The 22,273-nt window shown below is 66.2% G+C and carries 23 protein-coding genes; 9 read left to right on the forward strand and 14 right to left on the reverse strand.

Going from position 1 to position 22,273, the window contains the following annotated elements; translation table 11 throughout:
- Window positions 1–75 precede the first annotated feature (75 nt).
- Window positions 76–618, reverse strand: coding sequence for a cupin domain-containing protein (locus tag NLR35_RS08645; RefSeq protein WP_257166116.1), 543 nt, complete (start codon window positions 616–618; stop codon window positions 76–78).
- 150 nt (window positions 619–768) lie between these two features.
- On the opposite strand from NLR35_RS08645, the gene NLR35_RS08650 reads away from it, so the two are divergent.
- On the forward strand, window positions 769–984 hold the full coding sequence (locus NLR35_RS08650) for a CsbD family protein (RefSeq protein ID WP_170323310.1): 216 nt from the start codon (window positions 769–771) through the stop codon (window positions 982–984).
- A gap of 411 nt (window positions 985–1,395) precedes the next feature.
- Here the strand turns inward: NLR35_RS08650 and NLR35_RS08655 are convergent, their stop codons facing one another.
- Window positions 1,396–1,830, reverse strand: coding sequence for an FKBP-type peptidyl-prolyl cis-trans isomerase (locus NLR35_RS08655; RefSeq protein WP_374940800.1), 435 nt, complete (start codon window positions 1,828–1,830; stop codon window positions 1,396–1,398).
- Window positions 1,831–2,678: 848 nt separating this feature from the next.
- On the reverse strand, window positions 2,679–4,265 hold the full coding sequence (gene ggt, locus NLR35_RS08660) for a gamma-glutamyltransferase (protein WP_257166118.1): 1,587 nt from the start codon (window positions 4,263–4,265) through the stop codon (window positions 2,679–2,681).
- Here ggt and NLR35_RS08665 point away from each other — a divergent pair.
- The 3 genes from NLR35_RS08665 to NLR35_RS08675 are packed head-to-tail and all read left to right on the forward strand — an operon-like array spanning window position 4,204 to window position 5,391.
- Complete coding sequence (locus tag NLR35_RS08665) at window positions 4,204–4,389, forward strand: hypothetical protein (RefSeq protein WP_257166174.1); 186 nt, start codon at window positions 4,204–4,206, stop codon at window positions 4,387–4,389. The two genes, ggt and NLR35_RS08665, sit on opposite strands and share 62 nt — an antisense overlap.
- A gap of 8 nt (window positions 4,390–4,397) precedes the next feature.
- A complete protein-coding gene (locus NLR35_RS08670) occupies window positions 4,398–5,177 on the forward strand; it encodes a rhodanese-related sulfurtransferase (protein WP_257166119.1) in 780 nt (259 codons plus the stop codon).
- The gene (locus tag NLR35_RS08675; protein WP_257166120.1) at window positions 5,164–5,391 is read left to right on the forward strand and encodes a SlyX family protein; all 228 of its coding nucleotides are present in this window, start codon (window positions 5,164–5,166) and stop codon (window positions 5,389–5,391) included. Before NLR35_RS08670 ends, NLR35_RS08675 begins: the two co-directional genes overlap by 14 nt.
- 13 nt (window positions 5,392–5,404) lie before the next feature.
- Here the strand turns inward: NLR35_RS08675 and NLR35_RS08680 are convergent, their stop codons facing one another.
- Window positions 5,405–7,315, reverse strand: a complete 1,911-nt coding sequence (locus tag NLR35_RS08680) for a diguanylate cyclase (protein WP_257166121.1) — start codon at window positions 7,313–7,315, stop codon at window positions 5,405–5,407.
- A gap of 170 nt (window positions 7,316–7,485) precedes the next feature.
- Entirely contained in the window at window positions 7,486–7,728 is a 243-nt protein-coding gene (locus NLR35_RS08685) for a hypothetical protein (protein ID WP_257166122.1), read from the reverse strand.
- Between the two features lie 201 nt (window positions 7,729–7,929).
- Between NLR35_RS08685 and hemE the strand changes: the two genes are divergently transcribed.
- Window positions 7,930–8,961, forward strand: a complete 1,032-nt coding sequence (gene hemE / locus NLR35_RS08690) for a uroporphyrinogen decarboxylase (RefSeq protein ID WP_257166169.1) — start codon at window positions 7,930–7,932, stop codon at window positions 8,959–8,961.
- Between the two features lie 4 nt (window positions 8,962–8,965).
- Here the strand turns inward: hemE and hemC are convergent, their stop codons facing one another.
- The 3 genes from hemC to NLR35_RS08705 all read right to left on the reverse strand — a co-directional run bounded on the left by hemC (window position 8,966) and on the right by NLR35_RS08705 (window position 12,871).
- Window positions 8,966–9,943 carry a hydroxymethylbilane synthase gene (gene hemC / locus NLR35_RS08695; RefSeq protein WP_257166123.1) on the reverse strand — a complete coding sequence of 326 codons (978 nt, stop codon included), beginning with the start codon at window positions 9,941–9,943 and terminating at the stop codon, window positions 8,966–8,968.
- A 15-nt stretch (window positions 9,944–9,958) separates the two neighbouring features.
- The gene (locus NLR35_RS08700; protein ID WP_257166124.1) at window positions 9,959–11,584 is read right to left on the reverse strand and encodes a GMC family oxidoreductase; all 1,626 of its coding nucleotides are present in this window, start codon (window positions 11,582–11,584) and stop codon (window positions 9,959–9,961) included.
- Between the two features lie 93 nt (window positions 11,585–11,677).
- On the reverse strand, window positions 11,678–12,871 hold the full coding sequence (locus tag NLR35_RS08705; protein ID WP_257166125.1) for an acetate/propionate family kinase: 1,194 nt from the start codon (window positions 12,869–12,871) through the stop codon (window positions 11,678–11,680).
- Window positions 12,872–13,037: 166 nt separating this feature from the next.
- Between NLR35_RS08705 and NLR35_RS08710 the strand changes: the two genes are divergently transcribed.
- Both NLR35_RS08710 and NLR35_RS08715 read left to right on the forward strand, forming a co-directional pair.
- On the forward strand, window positions 13,038–14,072 hold the full coding sequence (locus NLR35_RS08710) for a cobalamin-independent methionine synthase II family protein (RefSeq protein WP_257166170.1): 1,035 nt from the start codon (window positions 13,038–13,040) through the stop codon (window positions 14,070–14,072).
- A 138-nt stretch (window positions 14,073–14,210) separates the two neighbouring features.
- On the forward strand, window positions 14,211–14,855 hold the full coding sequence (locus tag NLR35_RS08715; RefSeq protein WP_257166126.1) for a hypothetical protein: 645 nt from the start codon (window positions 14,211–14,213) through the stop codon (window positions 14,853–14,855).
- A gap of 37 nt (window positions 14,856–14,892) precedes the next feature.
- On the opposite strand, the gene NLR35_RS08720 is transcribed toward NLR35_RS08715, so the two are convergent.
- From NLR35_RS08720 to NLR35_RS08740, 5 genes are all read right to left on the reverse strand, one after another.
- Window positions 14,893–15,873: a PDR/VanB family oxidoreductase gene (locus NLR35_RS08720; RefSeq protein WP_257166127.1), complete on the reverse strand. Its 981-nt coding sequence runs from the start codon at window positions 15,871–15,873 to the stop codon at window positions 14,893–14,895.
- An 11-nt stretch (window positions 15,874–15,884) separates the two neighbouring features.
- On the reverse strand, window positions 15,885–16,640 hold the full coding sequence (locus tag NLR35_RS08725) for a GntR family transcriptional regulator (protein ID WP_257166128.1): 756 nt from the start codon (window positions 16,638–16,640) through the stop codon (window positions 15,885–15,887).
- A 5-nt stretch (window positions 16,641–16,645) separates the two neighbouring features.
- Complete coding sequence (locus NLR35_RS08730; protein WP_257166130.1) at window positions 16,646–17,689, reverse strand: aromatic ring-hydroxylating dioxygenase subunit alpha; 1,044 nt, start codon at window positions 17,687–17,689, stop codon at window positions 16,646–16,648.
- Between the two features lie 184 nt (window positions 17,690–17,873).
- Complete coding sequence (locus tag NLR35_RS08735; protein WP_257166131.1) at window positions 17,874–18,569, reverse strand: hypothetical protein; 696 nt, start codon at window positions 18,567–18,569, stop codon at window positions 17,874–17,876.
- An 85-nt stretch (window positions 18,570–18,654) separates the two neighbouring features.
- The gene (locus tag NLR35_RS08740; RefSeq protein WP_257166132.1) at window positions 18,655–19,263 is read right to left on the reverse strand and encodes a nuclear transport factor 2 family protein; all 609 of its coding nucleotides are present in this window, start codon (window positions 19,261–19,263) and stop codon (window positions 18,655–18,657) included.
- An 859-nt stretch (window positions 19,264–20,122) separates the two neighbouring features.
- On the opposite strand from NLR35_RS08740, the gene NLR35_RS08745 reads away from it, so the two are divergent.
- On the forward strand, window positions 20,123–20,539 hold the full coding sequence (locus tag NLR35_RS08745) for a DUF1992 domain-containing protein (RefSeq protein ID WP_257166133.1): 417 nt from the start codon (window positions 20,123–20,125) through the stop codon (window positions 20,537–20,539).
- A gap of 48 nt (window positions 20,540–20,587) precedes the next feature.
- On the opposite strand, the gene NLR35_RS08750 is transcribed toward NLR35_RS08745, so the two are convergent.
- Window positions 20,588–21,259 carry a hypothetical protein gene (locus NLR35_RS08750; RefSeq protein WP_257166134.1) on the reverse strand — a complete coding sequence of 224 codons (672 nt, stop codon included), beginning with the start codon at window positions 21,257–21,259 and terminating at the stop codon, window positions 20,588–20,590.
- 456 nt (window positions 21,260–21,715) lie between these two features.
- Between NLR35_RS08750 and NLR35_RS08755 the strand changes: the two genes are divergently transcribed.
- Window positions 21,716–22,195, forward strand: coding sequence for a VOC family protein (locus NLR35_RS08755; RefSeq protein WP_257166135.1), 480 nt, complete (start codon window positions 21,716–21,718; stop codon window positions 22,193–22,195).
- The last annotated feature ends 78 nt before the right edge of the window (window positions 22,196–22,273 follow it).

Consider the following 22,273-nt stretch of genomic DNA (forward strand, 5'->3'; position numbering starts at 1 on the left):
GCGCGTGAGGGAGCGGTACAGCCGCTCCCGATGTGGCGGAGCCATCGCGAGATGGCTCCGCCATTTTCGTTGGATTCAGGATTTGGTCTCGGCGGGATCGCGGTGCACCGGATCGATCCACAGTACCGTCTCCGGCTTCTCGACCGGCTCGATGTCGATGTTGATCGCGACCGCCTCGCCGTCGCTGCGCACCAGCACGCATTCCAGCACCTCGTCGGGGCTGGCGTTGATCTCCTGGTGCGGCACATAGGGCGGCACGAAGATGAAGTCGCCGGGACCGGCTTCGGCCGTGAACTGCAGCTGCTCACCCCAGCGCATCCGCGCCTTGCCCTTCACCACGTAGATCACGCTCTCGAGATGGCCATGATGATGCGCGCCGGTCTTGGCGTCCGGCCGGATCGTGACGGTGCCGGCCCAAAGCTTCTGCGCGCCGACGCGCGCGAAATTGATCGCGGCCTTGCGGTCCATGCCCGGTGTCGACGGCACGTTGCCATCGAGCTGATTGCCGGGGATGACGCGGACGCCGTCGTGCTTCCAGCGCTCGTCGCCGTGATCGTGAGCGTGATCATGAGCGTGATCATGGGAATGGCCGTGCGCGTGGTCGTGAGATCCTGACATTTTTCTTCTTCTCGGATTCCGTGGTCGTTCAAAGGGAACCGGCGCATCCTAGTCGAAATGCCGCGGCGATGCCATTGCGGTTCCCGCCGAACCTTTTCGCGATGCCCGCGTTGACCCCGCACAGTTCACACAGACACAAGGAGACACGCTATGGGTTCGACCATGGACAAGATCAAGGGCGCCACCAACGAAGCCATCGGCAAGGCCAAGCAGGGCATCGGCGAAGCCACCGGCAACGACCGCCTGCAGGGCGAAGGCGCCGTTCAGGAAGTGAAGGGCAAGGGCCAGCAGGCGCTGGGCGATGCCAAGCAGGCCACCAAGGACGCGGTGAACACCGCCGCCGGCGCTGCGAACAAGAACCTCTGAGTGAGGTGAACGCGGCAGCGTGTTGATGAAACGTCGCTGAACGCGTAGTTGCGAGATCAAAAAGCCGGCTCCCCACGGGGCCGGCTTTGCGCGTTGTTGGTTACGAACAGTATGGTGGGCAAAGGCGCGCCCCACCGCCTATTTGATCCTGCTGCGCAAGATCGCTGCGATCGACTGCCCGATGCAGTGCCCTCGCCCCTTGCGGGAGAGGGCATGTACGGCCTATCCAAGCACGCGGTTGGGTGAGGGGTATCTATCGGCGCATAGCACTCGTGGAGAGATACCCCTCACCCAACTAAGTATGCCGCTCTGTCCTACATGCCCTCTCCCGCAAGGGGAGAGGGCACAGTCATGAGCACCGCGCTATCTGCTCGTCATGGCTAACCAGCATGAGCCGCAAGGCGCACGCCTTTACTTCACACCCAGCAGCTCGACGTCGAACATCAGCGTCGCGTTCGGCGGGATGACGCCGCCGGCGCCGCGTGCGCCGTAGCCGAGTTCCGGCGGAATGATCAGCGTGCGCTTGCCGCCGACCTTCATCGTGGCGACGCCCTCGTCCCAGCCGGCGATGACGCGCTTCATGCCGATCGGAAACTCGAACGGCTCGTTGCGATCGACCGAGGAGTCGAATTTCTTGCCCTTCTGGCCGTTCTCGTACAGCCAGCCGGTGTAGTGCATGACGCAGGTCTGGCCGCGGCTCGGCGTCGCGCCGGTGCCTTCCTTGGTGTCGATGATCTGCAGTCCGGAGGGAGTGGTCATGGTCTTTCCTGTCGTTTGGGAACTGGTCTGCGCCGAGGCTCGCTGTGAGCCCAGCCAGGCGCCGGCCGCGGCTGACACCGCCGCCATCAGCGCAACTCTTCTCGTCATCGGACGCCGCATGTGTCCAGACTGCCTCTGCTCGGTTACGGGAGCCGGGGTTTAGCGCAAGGCGCCGCGGCTGACCAGCCTGCGCCGGAGCAAGCCGCGCCCTGCCGAACATTCCGATAAATAAAATCATCTTGCGCTTTATCGGAAATCATGATTGTATGCGCGCATCCCGCCTCACTGCAGTAGGGGCGTAGCGCGCGATCGTCACGACACGCGAGGCGGGGAGCGGTGGCCACGAGAGATCGCAGCGTCTTCTCGACGAAGGCGCGGACGAACGATCTGTCGCGGACGTGAAGTCGCAGCGTCCTGACACCCCGAAGCTGGTGTCCCGCGCAATGCGTGAGAGCGCATTGTCGCGAATGGTGGCCAACAAGCCGGCGCACCAGGGAGACTGCGTATAAGCGTGAAGACCATCGCGCAGGGAATGCCGGCGTGTTTCGGCTTTGCCTGTGGTACCTGCCGCCTGCATTCTTTCCGCAGGCGGGCCATGGGTGAGGCTGTCACCCGGCATTCCCTGCGCCCTCTGCATGCTTGCGAGGGACGAACTCAGTGCAGACCTCGGGCGCGATGCGCCGCGAGGATGCGATGACACGTCCCCGATCTCAGAGCTGTTTGAACCGTGAATGCGCCGCCCCCACAGCCGTCGTCCCGCACAAGCCATGGCGCGCGCGAGCGCGGCATGGCGCCGATCCGGGATCCATACGCCGCAGCAGAGGTGATGGGCACAAAAGCCAATGACCAGCCTGCCTCAAACCGCTCCCTGGGGGTATGGGTCCCGGCGCAAGGCCGGGACGACAGCGGAGTTTGTAGCTGCCGGCGTGACCGCCTCAATACCCCAGCGCGCAGCCGTCCTTGCGCGGATCGGAGCCGCCGGTGAGCGTGCCCTTGTCCCAGTCGATCCAGATCGCCTGGCCGCCGCCGAGCGGCGACACCACCTTGGCGGTCTTGTGGCCGATCTTCTGCAGGCCTTCGACCACGTCGGCCGGCACGCCGTCCTCGAGCTGATAGACGCCCTCGTAATGCAGGCCGCGCGCCATATCGATCGCTTCCTGCACGTCGCAGCCATAGTCGAGGATGTTGGTCAGCACGCGGGTCTGGCCGACCGGCTGATACTGGCCGCCCATGACGCCGAACGACATCTGCGCGCGGCCGCCCCTGGTGGCGAGCGCCGGGATGATGGTGTGCAGCGGACGCTTGCCCGGGCCGATGCAGTTCGGATGGCCCGGCTGGATGCGGAAGCCGCCGGCGCGGTTCTGCAGCAGCACGCCGGTCTCGTTGGAGACGATCGCCGAGCCGAACGAATGCGCGATCGAGTTGATGAAGGAGCAGACGTTGCGGTCGCGATCGACCACGGTGATGTAGACCGTTTCCGGGTTCATCGGCGGCGCGACATTGGGAAGGTCGAGCAGCTTCTCCAGGCTGATCTGCGAGATGTACTCGTCGGCGAATTCCTTGGCGAGGATGCTCGCGACCTCGGTGGTCATGTGCTCGGGATCGCCGATATGCTGCTCGCGCATCATGTAGGCGATGCGCGCGGCCTCGGCTTCGAGATGGAAGCGCTCGACGCTGAGCGGATCGATCCGCGTGAGGTCGAAGCGCGAGAGGATGTTCAGCATCACCAGCATGGTGATGCCCGGCCCGTTCGGCGGGCACTGCCAGACGTCGTAGTCCTTGTAGGTGGTGCCGATCGGCGCGGTCACCTCGGTCTGGTGATTGGCGAAATCCTCCAGCGTGTGGAGGCCGCCGATGCCGCGCAGCGTCTGCACCATGTCCTCGGCGACGGCGCCGGTGTAGAAGCCCTTCGGCCCGTCCTTGGCGATCACGCGCAGGGTCTGCGCCAGCTCCGGCTGGCGGATCACGTCGCCGGCGACGGCGGCCTTGCCGCGCGGCAGGAAGTAGCGCGCCGTGTTGGTGCCGTTCTTGAGCTTCTCGAACTGGTTGTTCCAGTCGAACGCGACACGCGGCGCCACCACATAGCCGTCCTCGGCGGCGCGGATCGCAGGCTGCAGCAGCCGGTCGAGGCCGAGCCGGCCATGATCCTGCAGGATGCGGGCCCAGGCATCGATCGCGCCGGGCACGGACACGGCGTGGGCCGAGGTCAGCGGCACCGAATGGATCTTGCGCTCGAGATACCAGTCCACGGTGGCCGCTGCGGGCGCCCGGCCGGAGCCGTTATAGGCCATGATCCGGCCCTCGCCCTTGGGCTGCACCAGCGCGAAACAGTCGCCGCCGATGCCGGTCGATTGCGGCTCGATGACGCCGAGCAGCGCGCAGGCCGCCACCGCTGCGTCGGCCGCGGTGCCGCCGGCGCGCAGCACCTCGATGCCGGCCAGCGCCGCCTGGGGGTGAGAGGTGGCGATCATTCCGTTCTGGGCGTGGACCGTGGACCTGCCGGGGAAATGGAAGCTTCTCATCGTGGCTCGCTGCGTGATCGGGAGGTGGCTGGAATACCAGTGCTGGCAGGCTACATCGCACATTCTTTCCAGCCTCGGCAATGCCCGGGGATACCAGCTTTTCTATGGTCAGCTCTGCTGGTAAACGGCCGCATGCCCCTCGCCGTCGCCGCCTTCTATCAGTTCGTTGCCCTGCCCGATTTCCGCGACCTGCGCGCGCCTCTCGCCGCGTTCTGCGCCACCCGCGGGATCAAGGGCAGCATCCTGCTGGCCGAGGAAGGCATCAACGGCACCGTCGCCGGGACGGACGAGGCGATCGACGCGCTGGTCACCGAGTTTCGCGAAGGCGAACTGTTCGCAGGGCGCCTGGACAATCTGGAGCTGAAGTTCTCGACCGCCGCAGCAATGCCGTTCCAGCGCCTCAAGGTCAGGCTGAAGCGGGAGATCGTGACGCTCGGCGATCCCGCCGCCGACCCGACCCGCCAGGTCGGGACCTATGTCAGTCCCGCCGATTGGAACGCGCTGATCGCAGCGCCCGACACGCTGGTGCTCGACACCAGGAATGCGTTCGAGGTGGCGATCGGCACGTTCGAAGGCGCCGTCGATCCCGGCCTGCATAGTTTCGGCGAATTCAAGGATTTCGCCGCCCGCGCGCTCGACCCCGCCAGCCACAAGCGGATCGCGATGTTCTGCACCGGGGGCATCCGCTGCGAGAAGGCGAGCGCGCTGCTGCTGGCGCGCGGCTTCTCGGAGGTCTACCACCTCAAGGGGGGCATCCTGAAATATCTCGAGGAGATCCCGGAGGCCGAGAGCCGGTGGCGCGGCGGCTGCTTCGTGTTCGACGAGCGCGTCGCGCTCGGCCATGGCTTGCGGCAGCAGCCCGGTGCCGTCGAGCCCGGTCATGTGGAGGGTGCGAGCGATGAGCAACTCTGAGCCGTCGAATGAAGAGGTCGGGGAGCGGATCGACCGGCTCGAGATGCGGCTGACGTTCCAGGACGACACGATCGAGACGCTCAATCAGACCATCACCGCGCAGTGGCGCGAGATCGACGCGTTGAAGCGCCAGATCGCGCGGCTGGTCGAGCAGCTCGAGGACGCGCAGAGCAACGCGGAGGGGCCGCGCAATGAGCCGCCGCCGCACTATTGATGGCGCAGCGATCTCAGGCCGGAACGGTCGCCGGCGCCTTGCTGGCCGGCAGATCGACCACCTCGCCGGCCATGACCATACGGTCGCGGCCGCCATCCTTGGCGGCGTAGAGCGCGCGGTCCGCGGCTTCGATCAAGGAGGCCGGTCCCGCGGACCGTTCGAAGCCGGGCCGGCAGACCGCCGCACCGATGCTCGCGGTGACGAAGCCCGGCGGATTGTGGTCGTGGACGATGCGTGCGTCGTGCAGCGCCCTTCTGATGCGCTCGCCGAGCCGCGCACATCCCACGGCATCGGTGTTCGGCAACAGGATCGCGAACTCTTCGCCGCCGTAGCGGGCAACGAGATCCGAACTGCGCAGCGCCTCGTCGGCGAGGATGCCTGCCACCGTGTGCAGGCACTCGTCGCCGGCCGGATGGCCGTAGGTGTCGTTGAAGGCCTTGAAATGATCGATGTCGATCATCAGCAGCGCCAGCGAGGTCTTTTCGCGATACGCCCTGCCCCACTCCTCCAGCAACCGTTCGTCGAAGCGGCGGCGGTTGGCGAGACCGGTGAGGCCGTCCTCGATCGCGAGCGTCTCCAGCCGGCCCTGCAGCGTCTTCTGCTGGGTGACGTCGCGCGTCACCGCGACGAAGCCGTCGAGAGTGCCGTCGGGCTGACGCGTGGCGCGAATGGTGGCCTCGACCCAGATCTCGGATTTGTCACGCCGGCGCATCCGATAGGTGGCGCGCGCCTCGTCGACGATGCCCTTCTTGATCTGGTCGAGCATCTCCTGCAGTTGCGGACGGTCCAGCGGGTTCACGCCCGAGATCGCGCGCTTGCCGAGCAGCTGCGACGGATGCCAGCCCAGCACGCGCATGGTCGAAGGCGAGACGTAGCCGATGCATTCGTCCAGCTCGATGCGCGTCACGATGTCGCTGGAGCCCTCGGCAAGCAGCCGGAAGTTCTCTTCCTTGGCAGCCAGCGCCGCGGCCAATTGCTGCCGTTGCAGCAGTTGCTTCACGAGGAAGATGCCGATGGCGATGACAAGCGCGACGAGACACATCAGCACCGAGAGCCGGACGATCGCGTTGCGTTTCCACGCCGCGAGCACATCGGCTTCGGTGCGCGTGGCCAGGACCAGGAACGGATAGCGCTGCGCATGCTGGTAGAATCCGATGCGCTCGGATTTCTCGCCGAAGCGGCGGAACGACAGCGGGCCCGCCGCCGGATGATATGGGATGGCTTCGACGGCCGGGCCTCCGGGCCGCTTCGGATCGGGCTCGGAATTGTCGGCGAGCACGACGCCGTCGCGGCTCACCAGGCTGATGGAGCCATGCTGTCCTACGTCGAACTGGCGATAGAACTGGGCGAAATAGGCGACGTCGATGGTGGCGAGCACGACGCCGCCGAAGCGGCCGTCGGCATGATTCCAGCGCCGGGACAGCGTGATGACCCATTGCCCGCCGGACTTGCTCTGCACCGGACGGCCGATCAGCAGCGAACGATCCGCCGAGACGCGGTGATGAACGAAGTAGTCGCGATCGGAATTGTTGTAGTTGGTGAGCGTGACGTCCTCGGTGGTCGCGAGCCAGTCGCCTTTTTCGTCATAGGCAAAGACGCCGCGGACACGGCCGAGGGTGGCTTTTCGGGACTTCAGGATGGTCTGCAACCGGGTGATCGCCCCCGGCTTGCCGTCGTCGGTCTCGAGCGCCGTGACGACGCCGCGCATCAGGGAATCCGCAAGCTCAAAGGTGTCCTCGACATGCTGGGTGAGCGAGCGTGCGAGGTTGCCGAGATCCGTCTCGGCATTGCGCATTTCAGAATTTCGGGAAGCCCACTCCGTCCAGCCGCTGAAGGCCAGGATGGCGCCACAGACGAGCGCAAGCCCTCCTGCCGCCCACATCGGCAGGCGGCTTCGATCGAGTCTGGTGGCAACAACGTCCATTCCGTGGAACTCTCCGGACGACGGGAGAGTCCCACGGACGCGTTATTTAACTCTGAAATGAGCCGGATCCGAAGCGGTCCCAACTACACCGTAAGACTACGGCAACGCCCGTACAACTACGGAACTATGCCCTGTAACGTGCGTCGTTCGCTGCAACGAGGACTGTTAGTTCAACGCGCGAACACCGATCGCACCTTGTCCCACAACGACGGCTCGTGCGGCTCATGCGCGCGCGTGTCGTCGCTTTTCACGCGGGTCGTCGAAGGCTGCTGCATGGCAACCGGGTCAGACGCCGGGAACGTGTCCATCAGTCCCTTGTCGAGCTGCGTCTTCGCCTCCCGGTCGAGACGAACGGCCTCGCGCGGATCGACCGCGTGCTTGTCGTGCGGAGCGGGGTTGAATTTCTCGGCCATGATCGATCTCCCTGTGCGACGACAACGCAGCGGCGAAACGCGTGTTCCCGCATCGAGAGGGCGTCGCGCTGCCGCGGGTGCGTCTGGAGGCCGCCGGCCGTCCCGAACCGATAGGAGCTTGGCCGGAACCGCCCGGCCATGTATCACGGACGGTAAACTGTTCCCCCAGGGTTGCGGAGCCCCAGCGTGAGTGAGACTGCCGTGAACAAGCCTTTCATCGACGTGCTGGCCGGCCAGCGGCAGAGCGTGCCGCCGATCTGGATGATGCGGCAGGCCGGCCGCTATCTGCCGGAATACCGCGAGGTCCGCGCCCAGGCCGGCGGCTTTCTCGATCTCTGCTTCAACCCGGAGCTCGCCGCCGAAGTCACCCTGCAGCCGATCCGGCGGTTCGGCTTCGACGCCGCGATCATCTTCTCCGACATCCTGGTGATCCCGCACGCGCTCGGACGCAGCGTCCGCTTCGAGGTCGGCGAAGGCCCGCGGCTGGATCCGCTCGACACGCCGGAGAAGATCGCAACCCTGTCCGGCGAGGCCGATCTCTCCAAGCTCGAGGCCGTGTTCGAGGCGCTGCGCCGCGTCCGCAGCGATCTGCCGCAGAGCACCGCGCTGATCGGCTTTTGCGGCGCACCGTGGACGGTCGCGACCTACATGGTCGCCGGCCAGGGCACGCCCGACCAGGCGCCGGCCCGGCTGCTCGCCTATCGGCATCCCGATGCCTTTCAGAAGATCATCGATGCTCTGGTGGGCAGCTCCATCGCCTATCTGCTGAAGCAGCTCGATGCGGGCGCCGACGCCTTGCAGATCTTCGACACCTGGGCCGGCGTGCTGTCCCCGCGCGAGTTTGCGCGCTGGTCGGTCGCACCGACGCGGCGCATCGTCGAGGGCGTGCGCAAGGTACGGCCGGACGCCAAGATCATCGGCTTTCCGCGCGGCGCCGGCGCGCTGCTGCCGGGCTATGTCACCGAGACCGGCGTCGATGCCGTCAGCATCGATTGGACGGCCGAGCCGGGCCTGGTGCGCGAGCGGGTGCAGAGCAAGGTCGCGGTGCAGGGCAATCTCGATCCGCTGGCGCTGATCACCGGCGGCGCGGCGCTCGACCAGGCCGTCGACGACGTGCTGGCGAGCTATGCAGGCGGCCGCCACATCTTCAACCTCGGCCACGGCATCACGCCGGAGACGCCCATCGCCCATGTCGAGCAGATGCTCAAGCGCGTGCGCGCCTATAAGGAATGACGGACTAACGCGGCCGGCTGCGCTCGATCAGCGCAGCCGCGCCATTGCCAAGCAGTTCGAGCCCGACCGCACGGCCGAGCTCGCGCGGACGATCAGCGGGACCGGCGCGCTGGGCCTCGATGAAGTGGCCGCCATCTTCGTCGAGCACCGAGGCGGTCAAGGTCATCTGGCCGTTCTCGATGGTCGAGAAGCCGGCGATCGGCGAGTTGCAGTGGCCATTGAGCACCCACAGCACCTCGCGCTCGGCATCCGCGCAGGCCCGCGCGGCGGGGTCGTCGATCGTCGCCAGGATGCGCCGGGTTTCGAAGTCGGCCGCGGGACACTCGACGGCGACAATGCCCTGCCCGGCCGCCGGCAGCATGTCGGCGACAGGAAATTCATAGGACGTGCGCTCCGACAGGCCCACGCGCTCCAGCCCGGACCGCGCCATGATCAGCGCATCGGCAGGCCCCACCGCGCCGCCATCGGGCAGCCGCTGCAGCTCGCCATTGTCGAGCTTGCGAATGCGGGTGTCGGCCGCGCCGCGGAAATGGATCAGCTCGGCGTGCGGAAACAGCCGCCGCGCATAGGCCGCGCGACGCACCGCATTGGTACCGATCTTGAAACCGCGGCCCCCGTCCTTGCGAAAGTCGTCCAGCGACAGCCCTTTGCGCAGCACCAGCACGTCGCCCGGCGGATCGCGCGACAGCAATGCGGCAATGACCAAGCCGGGGGTCTCCTCATTGCCCGGCATGTCCTTCAGCGAATGCATCGCCGCATGCAGCTTGCCATCCAGCATGGCCCGCCGGATCTCGGCGACGAACGCCCCGCCTTTGCCGCCATGGGTCAACAGCTTGCTGGTCTGGTCGGAATCGCCGGTGGTCTCGAACTTGACGATCTCGATCTCGAGCGACGGGATCGCCGCCTGCAGCCGGCGGGCGATCTCCTCCGTCTGCGCCAGGGCCATCGTGCTCTTGCGGGTACCGATCCGGAAACGTGTCACGAACTCATTCCTGCGTCAGCGCGCGTCCTGCAAGATCATGTCGGAGGCCTTCTCCGCGATCATGATGACCGGCGCATTGGTGTTGCCCGAAACCAGATCCGGCATGATCGAGGCGTCCACGACCCGCAGCCCGTCAATGCCGCGCACGCGCAGGCGCTGATCGACCACGGCCAGAGCATCCGTCCCCATCCGGCAGGTCGAGGTCGGATGATAGATCGTGCTGCCGGTCTGCCGGCAATAGGCCAGGATATCGTCGTCGCTCACGACCTTGGACCCCGGAAAGGCTTCATCCGAGACATACGGCCTCAGCGCGGGAGCCGCCAGGATTTTCCGCAGGATGCGCAAGCCATCGATATTGGCCCGCCGGTCGGTCTCGCTGGCGAGATAATTGATGCGGATTTCCGGTGGCACGGCCGGGTCAGCGTTCTTGATCCGCAGCGAGCCGCGGCTTTCGGGCCTGAGCTGGCACACAGAGGCGGTGAAGCCGGAGAAGGCATGCAGCTTCTCGCCCATCTTGTCGGTCGAGAACGGGATGAAATGGATCTGGATGTCGGGGCTCGCGAGCCGAGGATCGGTCTTGAAAAACGCTCCAGCCGTTCCGGCCGCGATCGTCAGCGGTCCCTTGCGAAACGCGGCATAGCGGGCGCCGGCGAGCACCTTGCGCACGGGATGATTGACGATGTCGTTGAGCGTGATGCGCTGACTGCATCGCATCACGATGCGCACCTGGAGATGGTCCTGCAAGTCGCTGCCGACCCCCGCAGCGTCGAGCACCACGTCGATGCCGTGCTGCCGCAGCAGTTCACCGGGACCGACGCCGGACAATTGCAGCAGCTGCGGCGAATTGTAGGCGCCGCTCGAGACCAGGATCTCCTTGCGGGCCCGCGCTGTCCGCAGCCGTCCGCGCTGGCTGAACGTGACACCGGACGCCCGGCGTCCCTCGAAGAGGATGCGCTGCGCCAGCGCATCGGTCTCGACGTGGAGGTTGCTGCGGCCAAGCGCCGGCCGCAGATAGGACACCGCGCTGCTGGCGCGCCGGCCGCGCCGGGTCGTGGTCTGGAAGAACCCGACGCCCTCCTGGCTCGCGCCGTTGAAGTCCGCGTTGAACGGCAGCCCGGCTTCGACCGCCGCCTTCACGAACGCTTCCGAGAGCGGGTCCTCGTGGCGCCAGTCGGACACGGGCAGCGGCCCGCCGACGCCGTGATAGTCGTCACCGCCACGCGACTGATTTTCCGCCCGCTTGAAATAGGGCAGCACGTCGTCATGGCCCCAGCCGACATTTCCGCGCTGCCGCCAGCGGTCGTAGTCCTCATGCTGGCCGCGGACATAGAGAAGCCCGTTGATCGAGCTGGAGCCGCCCAGCACCTTGCCGCGCGGCTGGAACACGGAGCGGCCGTCGAGACCCGGCTCGGGCTCGGTCTGGTACATCCAGTTGACGGTCTTTTCCTTGAAGAGCTTGCCGTAGCCGAGCGGGACGTGGATCCAGATGTTGGTGTCCTTCGGGCCGGCTTCGAGGAGCAGCACCTTGTGCCTGCCGTCGCTGCTGAGCCGGTTGGCAAGAACACAGCCGGCCGAGCCGGCACCGACCACGACGTAGTCAAACTCCAGGTCTGCGTCACGCGACGCCACGCTGCCTTCCATCGTTCCCTGCCCGGCTCTCTTGGTCTTTCATCCTGGATGATACCAGAACGCCGGGACATGCAAGCGGCAAATCAGCAGGTCTGGTGCTCCGTCTCAATCCTTGCGCTGCTCGGCGAGCAGCCCCGCCGTGTGCCGTGCGATCATCATCTCCTCTTCGGTGTTGACCACGAACACGCGCACGCGGGAATCCGCGGACGAGATCGCGGGTTCGCCGGCCCGATTCCGGCTGTTGTCCAGCGCCATGCCGAGCCAATCGAAGCCTTGGCAGACGCGCTCGCGAATCCGCCAGGCGTGCTCACCGATGCCGCCGCAAAACACGACCGCGTCGAGGCCAGACAGCACAGCGGTCATGGCGCCGAGTTCGCGCCTGATCCGGTCGACGAAATAGTCGATCGCTTGCATCGCCTGCGGCGTTCCCGCCGCCTCCAATTCGCGCATGTCCTGCGACAGCCCCGACAGCCCCTTCAGTCCCGAATGATTGTAGAGCAGATCGCCGATCGCCTCCGCCGTCATCCGTTTCTCCTGCAGCAGATAGAGCACGACGCCGGGGTCCAGCTGTCCGCAGCGCGTGCCCATCGGCAGGCCGTCGAGCGCGGTGAAGCCCATCGAGGAGCCGATGCTCTGTCCATCGCGGATTGCGCACATCGAGGCGCCGTTGCCGAGATGCATGACGACCACACGGCCCTTCTCGTCATCAGGCGCGATCTCCTTCAGTCGCGAGACGACGTACTCGTAGGACAGCCCGTGAAAGCCGTAGCGGCGGACGCCCTGTTCATAGAGCTCGCGCGGCAACGCGTAGGTGTCGTTGACCCAGGGATGCGAGCGATGAAACGCGGTGTCGAAACATCCGACCTGCAAGGCATCGGGAAAGGCGCGATGGGCGGCGCGAACCCCGGAGAGATTATGCGGCTGGTGCAGCGGCGCCAGAGGATTGAGAGCCTCCAGACGCCCCATGACATCATCGGTGATCACGACCGGTTGCGCGAATTCCAACCCGCCATGAACGATGCGATGGCCGATGGCGTCGACGGCGGAGCGGCCGACAGCCCGTTGCAGGAGGTCTATCACCACCGCCAGCGCCGCTTCGTGACCGGTCGCTCTCGCCGCATCCACCGCCTCGTCAACGAGCGTGCCGCTGCCGGCGATGGCTCGGAGATGCGGCGTTGCGCCACCGAGCCCCTGGATCTGGCCCCGCAGGGTTTCGGCTGGGGCGGCCTGCTCTTCGAACAATGCGAACTTGATCGACGAAGAACCCGCGTTGAGGGTCAGGATGTGTCGTCGGGTCATTTCTCCTCGCGGCGTTTCCCGCCCAGCCACAAACTGCGGAAAATACTACTCATTTTCCTGACGCCCCGAAGACAAACCAAACGCTAGGTTGCGTGGCCATGCCGGGCGCCTTGTCTGCTAACTTACTACAAATCGAGTCGGACTGCGGAGGACCATTGTGGTGAACCTGCCTCGACATCTCCTGCCGACCACCGTGGTCGGAAGCTATCCGCAGCCCGACTGGCTGGTCGATCGCGCCATGCTCGCCAAGTCCATTCCACGCATCCGGCTGCAGGGCATGTGGCGCATCCAGCGCCCGCTGCTCGAGGAAGCCCAGGACGACGCCACCATCGTCGCGATCCACGACATGGAACAGGCCGGCATCGACATCATCTCGGATGGCGAGATCCGCCGCGAGAGCTACTCCAACCGCTTCGCCACCGCACTCGACGGGATCGATGCGGACAATCCCGCGATCATCATCTCGCCGGCCGGCAACAAGACGCCGGTGCCGCGCGTCGTCGGGCCGATCCGGCGCAGATACCCCGTCGAGCTGCGGGACATGGAGTTCCTCCGCCGCAACACGGCGCGGGCGGCCAAGATCACGCTGCCGGGCCCTTTCACCCTGAGCCAGCAGGCGCAGGATGATTTCTATCACGACGACGAAGCGGTCGCGATGGCGTTTGCCGAGGTGGTCAATGCCGAGGCCCGCGACCTGCAACGGGCCGGCGCCGACGTCATCCAGCTCGACGAGTCCTGGGTGCGCAGCAATCCGCAGGCGGCGCGGCGCTATGCTGTGAAGGCCATCAACCGCGCGCTCGATCATATTACGGTGCCCACCATCGTCCACGTCTGCTTCGGCTATGCCGCCATCGTGCCAAGCTCCAGCAAGCCGAGCGGATATCCCTTTCTCGCCGAGCTGGCCGAGTGCTGCGCGACGCAGATCTCGATCGAGGCGGCGCAGCCGCGGCTCGATCTTGGCGTTCTCAAGGATCTCTCGGCCAAGACCATCGTGCTCGGTGTGCTCGATCTCGGCGATCCCGAGGTCGAGACGGTCGCCGTAATCGCGGAGCGGATCCGGAACGGCCTCAAAGTGGTGGCGCCGGAGCGGCTGGTGGTCGCGCCGGACTGCGGCATGAAATATCTGCCGCGCGCCACCGCGTTCGGGAAATTGAAGGCGATGTGCGGGGCGGCGGCGCGGGTGCGCGAGGAGCTCACCTGAAAGTTCAATGTGGCAGACGCGGCGCATATCGGGCGATCGTCTCCACGGCAGCGCCACCCTGCGTCCCCATTCGCGGAATAAGGCAGGCGATGAACGCAGGAGGTCGGCTGGGCCGATCTTGGCGGGATGGAGGCTCTGATGGCCGTCTGCTTCACATCGAAACACGTCGCCGGCGCGATCGCTCTGTTCGGCTGCGCGTGCAGCGGGACGGCGAGCGCCGATCCGATCGAGAACGTCATGGGCGGCCTGCTGCGCGATGCGCGCAGCTCGTTTGCGCGAATGGTGCCGCTGGATCTCGTGCCGACGATGCCGTCGTTGCAGCCTCCCCCCATCCAACAACCCGCCCCGACGCGCGTGCCGCAGCAGACGCAAACCGCTCCGCAGGCGGTGAGCAAGACGCCGCCAACTCAGGAGCGGACGGCCAAGACCAAGCCACCGCCCAGCCCCGCTGCCGCGGCGTTCGCCGCCGCGGATGCCGCGGAGACGGTTGCCGACGCCAATCTCGACGCCGCGCTGGCGGCCAACGAGAAGGCGGTGGCCGAGCGCAACGCCGCCGATGCGCTGGCCAAGGCCAACCCGACCCCCGCCAACATCGCCGCGGCGAAGGCGGCAGCCGAGGCGGCCCACATCGCCGAGGCTGATCTCACCGACGCGCTGCTCGCCGACAAGGAGACCGATGCGCGCCTCAAGGCTGCGCGCGCCGCCCTTGCGGCGGAGCAGAGCGGCCGGAGGTCCCAGGCCAAGCCGCAGGCGCCGATGCCGGTCAGCCTGACCGACAAATAGCCCGCCAAGCCTCACACCCAGGCCTCACGCCCAAGCCTCACACCGCGTCGGCGCGCTCCAGTGTGTCGATCGTGACGACGCCATGGGCGCGCGACACGCAGGCGCAGAGCTTGCGGTTCTGGTGCTTCTGCTCGTCGCTGAAGAACACGTCGCGATGATCGATCTCACCCTCGACATCGACGACGTCGATGGCGCACACGCCGCACTCGCCGCGCCGGCAATCGGCCATGACCTCGTGGCCAGCGGCATTGAGCACGTCGAGCATCGAGCGATCGCGCGGCACCACGATCTCCTCGCTGCTGCCGCGCAGGCGAACCTTGAACGGCTCGGTCGCCAGACGGCCCGATGATCCGAAGGTCTCGTAGCTGAGATCCGCCGCCGAACGGCCGCAGGCGGCCCACGCGCTGCGCGCCGCATCCAGCATCCGCATCGGGCCGCAGAACAGCACCGCCGTACCCTGCGGCAGGCCGGCGAACAGAGCGGGCAGATCAAGCCGCAGCCCCTGGTCGGCCGCGTAGACCGACAGCCTGTCGCCGAGCAGGCTCGAGAGTTCGTCGGCATAGGCGGCGTCGCCGTGCGATCTCACCGCATAATGCAGCGAGACGTTCGGCGTCTTGCGGAGCAGCGCCTGCGCCGCGCCGACCAGCGGCGTGATGCCGATGCCGCCGGCGATCAGACAATAATGCTGATACTGCCAGCCGACCTGCAGCAGCGAGGTCGGGCTCGCCACCTCGATACGCGCGCCCGGTTGCAGCGACCACAGATAGCGTGAGCCGCCGCGCGAATCCTCCGCAAAGCGCACCGCGATCCGGTAGCCCCGCGGGTCCGCCTCGCCGACCAGCGAATAGGAGCGGACATCCGGCTGCCCACCGACAAGGACGTTGACCTTGATATGGCTGCCGACCGGATAAGGCGCACAGACGTAGCCGTCGGGTCGCAAGAGAAACTCACGAATGCCCGGCGCGAGATCGCGCGTCGCCACCAGCGTCGCGGGCGACCAATTGTCCTGGAAGCGCATGACCGTCTCCCTCAGTTCGAGCTCATCGTCTTGATTAGCACGGCGGCCGGCACGAGATCCATCGGACCGCGGGCCTTAACGGCGAGCCGCAGATTGCGGGCGGCAAGCCGCGCATGCTCGCGCATGATGCTCTCGGCGCGCGCGCCCTCGCGGTTCTCGATCGCGTCGAGAACGATGCGATGATGCTCCTGCGCGACCACCAGGATGTGCCGCGCCTCCGGCAACGCCGACTGCGCCATCACGAAACCGCTCGGCGAAGCGAACGGCAGTGCGCTGGCGCGATCGACCTGACGGATGACCGGCGGGCTGCGCGACAATTCGGCCAGCAGCGCGTGAAAACGGGCATTGAGCGCGACATAGGCCGAGAACGCATCGAACGAGATTTCCGCCGGCGCGATCAGTTCGTCGATCTGGGCCAAGCATTCGCGCATCGGCTCGGTGTCGCGCACGGAGACGCCGCGCTCGGCGGCAAGCCGCGCCGCAAGCCCCTCCATCGTGCCGCGCACCTCGATGGAGTCGAGCACGTCGCGCTCTGAGAACGATTTGACCATGAAGCCGCCGGACGGAATGGCTTCCAGCAGCCCTTCCTCCTCCAGCCGCACCAGCGCCATGCGCACCGGCGTGCGCGAGACGCCCGCAGCCTCCACCGCCTGCAGCTCCGAGATGCGCTCACCCGGGCGCAGGCCGCCGGTGAGGATCAGGTCGCGCAGCGTGAGCTGCGCGCGTACGGTCTGCGAAATCGAGCGATCGGTCTCACGCTCAGGCATTCCAACTACTCCGCGGCTTCGCGCAGCGGCGTTTCACGCGCGATCATCCGGTCGATGATCCGCCGTGCCCACATCGCCCCTGCATCGATGTTGAGGTTGTAGAAAACACGTCCGGGATTTTCGTCCATCGCGCGCTGCTGCGCTTCGAGGATGAATTCGTCCTCGCGGAAGATGCCGGACACGCCTTCGCGGATCTCGGTCGTCAGCCGCTGCTCGGAGAGCTGATAGTTGCGGGCGAACGCCCAGAAATAGTGGCAGGTCTTGTCGGTCTCCGGCGTGATGGTGTTGAGCACCATGCCGTTGACACCCTGCGAGCGGTCTCCCTCCGGCGCGCCGGTGCCGGTCGGCGCGACGCCGACGTCGATGGTCACGGTGCACGGCGCCTCGAAGCGAATGATCTGCCAGCGGTCGACGAGACCGGGCTTGCCGAGCTGCTTGGCCCAGAAGGGCGGCGGCTCGATGCCGCGCATCCAGCGCGTCACGGTCGCGGTGCGCTCGCCATGGGTGACGTCGAACGGCGCCTCCGCCACGGCGTCATTGCCGATCGACGAGCCGTGCACGAAGGTCTCGTGCGTCAGGTCCATCAGGTTGTCGACCACCAGGCGGTAGTCGCACTTGACCTGGATGGTCTTGCCGTCGCCGGCCCAGGCCGGATCGTGATTCCAGTGCATGTCGGGAATATCGGCGGGATCCGCGAGCGCCGGCTCGCCCATCCACAGCCAGATGAAACGGTGACGCTCGACGGCGGGATAGGCGCGCACGCAGGCGGAGGGGTTGATGGTCTCCTGCGACGGCATGAAGGTGCAGCGGCCCTGCGGGCTGAACTTGAGACCGTGATAGCCGCAGACAACGGTATCGCCTTCCAGCCGGCCTTTGGACAGCGGCACCAAGCGGTGCCAGCAGGCATCCTCGAGCGCGGCAATCGTACCATCCGCCTTGCGGTATATCACGACATGCTTGCCGCAGATGGTGCGGGGCAGCAGGGCCTGCTTGACCTCGGCGTCCCAAGCCGCCGCGTACCAGGCATTCATGGGGAATGAAGCAGCCATCGTGTTTCCTCGTGTCGGTATACTTCCAACTCCGTTCCTGTATACAACGATGGCCTGAAAGAACGCAAGTTCCGACAGTTTTCGGCAACGACGCGCTTTTTTTGTATACAGAACCCCTCTATTCGCCGGCTTGGGATCAGCCGGTTCCATCCACAGTGTATCGGCAGATTCCTTTCTGATTCAATTATTTGCTTCGTTCGATCCGCCTGCCGGGCATGAGCTTCCAGCCGTTCCCCTCCCGGACCAACTCTGCCTCCTGGTCATAAGCGCCCTTGTCCGTATTGACCTCGGCGCGCAGCTTCAGGCGGCCGTCCTCGGCCCAGCTCACCAGCTCCCAATTCTCATATTGCTTGGCTTTGTAACGGAACTCGAGCTTCGGCGGATCAGACTGCGCCGACCAGATCGCGATGTCGTATTTGCGCTCGCAGGCGTCGCTTATGTCGATCGAAAGCAGATAGTGTCCCGATGGCGACAGCTGGGGCACCTCGGACATGACCGTGACGTGACCACTACGCCGGCTGACCAGCTGATACTCGCCGCACTCGTAGAACGACTTGGAGACGACGAAGGACTCGATCGCCGGGAAGTAATGCTGCAACTTGTAGACGACGCACTTCTCGACGTCATCGCCATCGCAGGCGGCCTTGTTGCCGCGATAGACCTTGGTCTTGCCGCCCTCCAGCATCAGGGTCAGCGTATCGGCCTTGCGCGCGAACAGTCCCTTCAGACGGGCGCGGCAGCCGGCATCCTCGACATTATCCTTGATGGTGCACTCGACCGGCGCCATGTCGGCCGCGGCATTTGGCGCGGCCTGGGCGAACGCGGCGGGGACGGATAGGAGGACACCAAGAAAAGTCACCGCCGCATGCATCTTCGACATCTTGTCCCCATTGATCATCCAGCCGGCGCACCACTGCGCCGGCTGGACTTCATCCGTCGCGGGCGATTGATCCCTGGTTCAACGATCACACCGGCTCGCCGCGCAGCCACGCCGCGCCGCGCGCATAGAGAGCCTCGACCTCCGGACCCTTCAGTCCCGGCATGTCGCGCTTGACGGTGTAGCCGATGCGGGTCTGCAAATAAGCGAGATGGCGGTAGCCGACGGGAAACTGCTCCAGCAGCGCGCGATCGAGCGCGGGCACCGCGCCGGGCGTGACCGGGTCCATGCGGTCCTTCTCGTAGATCGGCTGGCGCAGCACGATGCCCCAGCGGTCATTGCGCTTCTCGAGGAAGTCGTAGAAGCGGCCGGTGCAGAGCACGTCGCACAGGACGCCCTCGACCTCGGCGCGCTGCGAGATCGTCATCTTGGTCTGCGCGATCGCGCGGTTGCCGGCAAGATCGACCGAGATGCCGCCGAGGAAATGCAGGATGTTGACGCCCTTCGCCCAGGCCGCCTTGCTGATCTCGATGAACTCGTCGCCGGTGCCTTGCGTCCACGTCGCCATCATCCGCCCGTCCGGATGCCACACGGTGCGGAAGCGCTCCCAGTCGCCGGCGTCGCGCCAGATCGCCCAGTTCTGCAGCAGCTCGCGGATCTGGCGGTCGTCTTCGATCTCGGCGGCGGTGTTGGTCATGGGGGTGTCCTCCTTACGTTATCGCTGCTGGATACGAGATTGCAGCAGCGGTGCAAAGTCGCGACTGATCATGGCGCCCCGGAGCGCGCGTCACATTCAGTGTCGTCCCGGCCTCGAGCCGGGACCCATAGCCACCGGCCGACGTGGCTGGGTGAGACCGGTCCACCATCGCGCCTCAGACATCTCCCTGGGGTTATGGGTCCCGGCGCGAGGCCGGGACGACAGTTAAGGACTTGGTTACAGCGGCCGCAACTCACGAGACATGACCTCGCCTTCCCGCGGCACGGCGTGCCCGGGTGGTGCATCGACGATGTCCCTCCTGATAACGAGAGGGCGCGGAGAAGGCCGGACCTCGGCTGAGGCCCGTGGCCCGCCTGCTCAAAAGAATGCAGGCGGCAGGTACCACGAGTACAGCCGGACAGACCCGGCCTTCCCCGCGCGATTGGTTTTACGGTGTCCTTCGTGCTCTCCCTGGGGATCGGCGTTCTTGCCCCCATTTCGCGACAACGCGCCTTGGCGCGTGCGCAGACCTCAGCTTCGAGAGGCCAGGACCACACGACTTCGCCGTCCGTGCCGGCCTGTGCTCGTCCAGCACAGCCGCCGCGGCCATCGCAGCCCACCTCCACGATCGTGACGACGCGTTCGTCCCTCTGCTCGAGGCGGGTTACACGGAGAAGAACATGATTTCGGAAAAATAGCAAGAAGAATTTTTCCTGGTGTGCCGGGCCACACGAGCTCGAGCGCGGCCGATTCAGCCTGCCAAGCTGGGCGCAGTCGTGCCGGGCAGCCCGTGTTGTTCTGGCGTCCATCTCACCGAGCGGATAATATTGCGGCGTTGCCCCTCCAAAAGGCCACCGTCATGACTGAGCGCAAACCGCTGGCGACGAGCTTCGAATCCTGGGTCGAGGCGCAGATCCGCACGGCGCAGAGCCAGGGCGCTTTCGACAATCTTCCGGGCGCCGGCAAGCCGCTGCCGAATCTCGGCGATGAGCACGATCCGCTCTGGTGGGTGAAGCAGCTCATCCGGCGCGAGCAGGTCTCGATGCTGCCGCCTTCATTGGAGCTGCTGCGCAAGGTCGAGAAGCGGCTGGCGGCCATCGGTTCGCTTCCCGACGAAGCCGCCGTGCGCCGCGAAGTCGCAGCCCTCAACGCTGAGATCGCCAAGGTCAACGCGACGGTGCTCGAGGGGCCGCCGACCAGCCTCGGGCTGCTCGATGAGGATCAAATCGTGGCGCGCTGGGCCTGCGCCTCCCGGTCCATGCAGCAGCCCGGATGACAGAGGGCAGCCGCGATACGCCGTTGGCGGCGCAATCGCCGTCACCGGCTACTGATTGATCCGGATCGACATCACCCGGCCGCCCTTCAGCTCGAAGGAGAACGGGTGCGGCGGATAGGTCCAGAGCTCGACGCCCTTCAATTCGGTCGGCTCGAAATGGCCGGGCTGGCCGAACACCTTGACGACATCATCGGTGGCGGCGCCGAGCCCGACCCCGCTCAGTTCATAGCCGGGCGCGGTCGTGGTGCCGTCGCCGGTCACCTGGAGCGCGACGATCTTGTCGGCCACGACCGTGACCACGAAATAAGGATAGTGCTCGCGCTGCCCCACGAAATAGATCCAGGCGACCTTGTCCTGCGGCTGCTTCAGCGTCCGATGCGGCTGCCCGAGGGCGGCGGTGGCCGTCGCGGCGGCATCGCCGACGACGAGCGGACCGAGGCGCAGGCAGGCGCGCGCCATGACCGCGAGCAGCAGCTCCTGCGACAGCTGACGCGGCGGGGTCACGACACAGGCGAAGCCGGCGCCGGCGCGCTTCCATTCGCCGCGCAGGTCCTTCAGATCATCCGGAACGGCCGGTGCCGGCGCCGGACGGGCTGCCGCCGGCGGGGGAGCCGGACGTGGCGCCGATTGCGCATGCGCTAACGGCGAGAGCCACCCCGCCAGCATCGCCGCGACCATTCCGAGAAGCGCCGTTTGAACGCGGCCTCCGGTCTCCAACATGTCGACGCCTACTTCCCACGCTTGCCCGCACCGCCAACGGCGTCGGGATCGAACTTCCTCGAATCCACCGGCTCGTAGCGCGACCAGTCCATCTCGGCAATCCCGTCATATTGCTTAAGTCGGGCCGCATCAGCCGTGACATTGCCTTGCGTCACGCAGCGCAGCTCGACATTCAGGATCCTGCTGGGCCGATCTCGGCGCTCTCCTCGCCGCGCTTGGAGCGCATCCGGAGGCCGGGATCGGTGACGCTCATCATGGCAACTCCCCCCACAACCGCTGCGCGATGATTGTGCCGACCGTAAAAAAATCGCCGGACCAGCGGCCATCATGTCGGATTGCCACGGCGAGCTTCGTCCTCTGATCAGCCGGATCGAGACGAACTGGCGTAAGCATCTCCAGGGCCGTCGCCCCCTGACGGAACGACGGCCTGCATTCCGAGTGGAAGGAAGCCCTGCAATGCCAAAGCACAAGAACATCATCTGTCTGTGGTTCGACAAGGACGCCGAAGCCGCCGCGCGGTTCTATGCCGAGACGTTTCCGGACAGCCATGTGAGCGCCGTGCATCGCGCGCCGGGCGACTATCCGTCCGGCAAGGCCGGCGACGTGCTGACGGTGGAGTTCACCGTGTGCGGCATCCCCTGCCTCGGCCTCAATGGCGGCCCGGCTTTCACCCACAGCGAGGCCTTCTCGTTCCAGATCGCCACCGACGACCAGGCCGAGACCGATCGCTACTGGAATGCGATCATCGGCAATGGCGGCCAGGAAAGTCACTGCGGCTGGTGCAAGGACAAATGGGGCCTGTCCTGGCAGATCACCCCGCGCGTGCTGACGGACGCGATGGCCGAAGGCGGCGACGTCGCCAAGCGTGTGTTCGCCGCGATGATGCCGATGCACAAGATCGACGTCGCCGCGATCGAGGCGGCACGGCGGGGATGAGGAGTGCGCCGGCGCGCCTTGGCGCTCCGGTTACGGGCGCAGGCAGCGCAGATGCAGGAACAGCGGCACGCGCAGCCA

The organism is Bradyrhizobium sp. SRS-191 (assembly GCF_024586915.1).
Classification (GTDB): Bacteria; Pseudomonadota; Alphaproteobacteria; order Rhizobiales; family Xanthobacteraceae; genus Bradyrhizobium.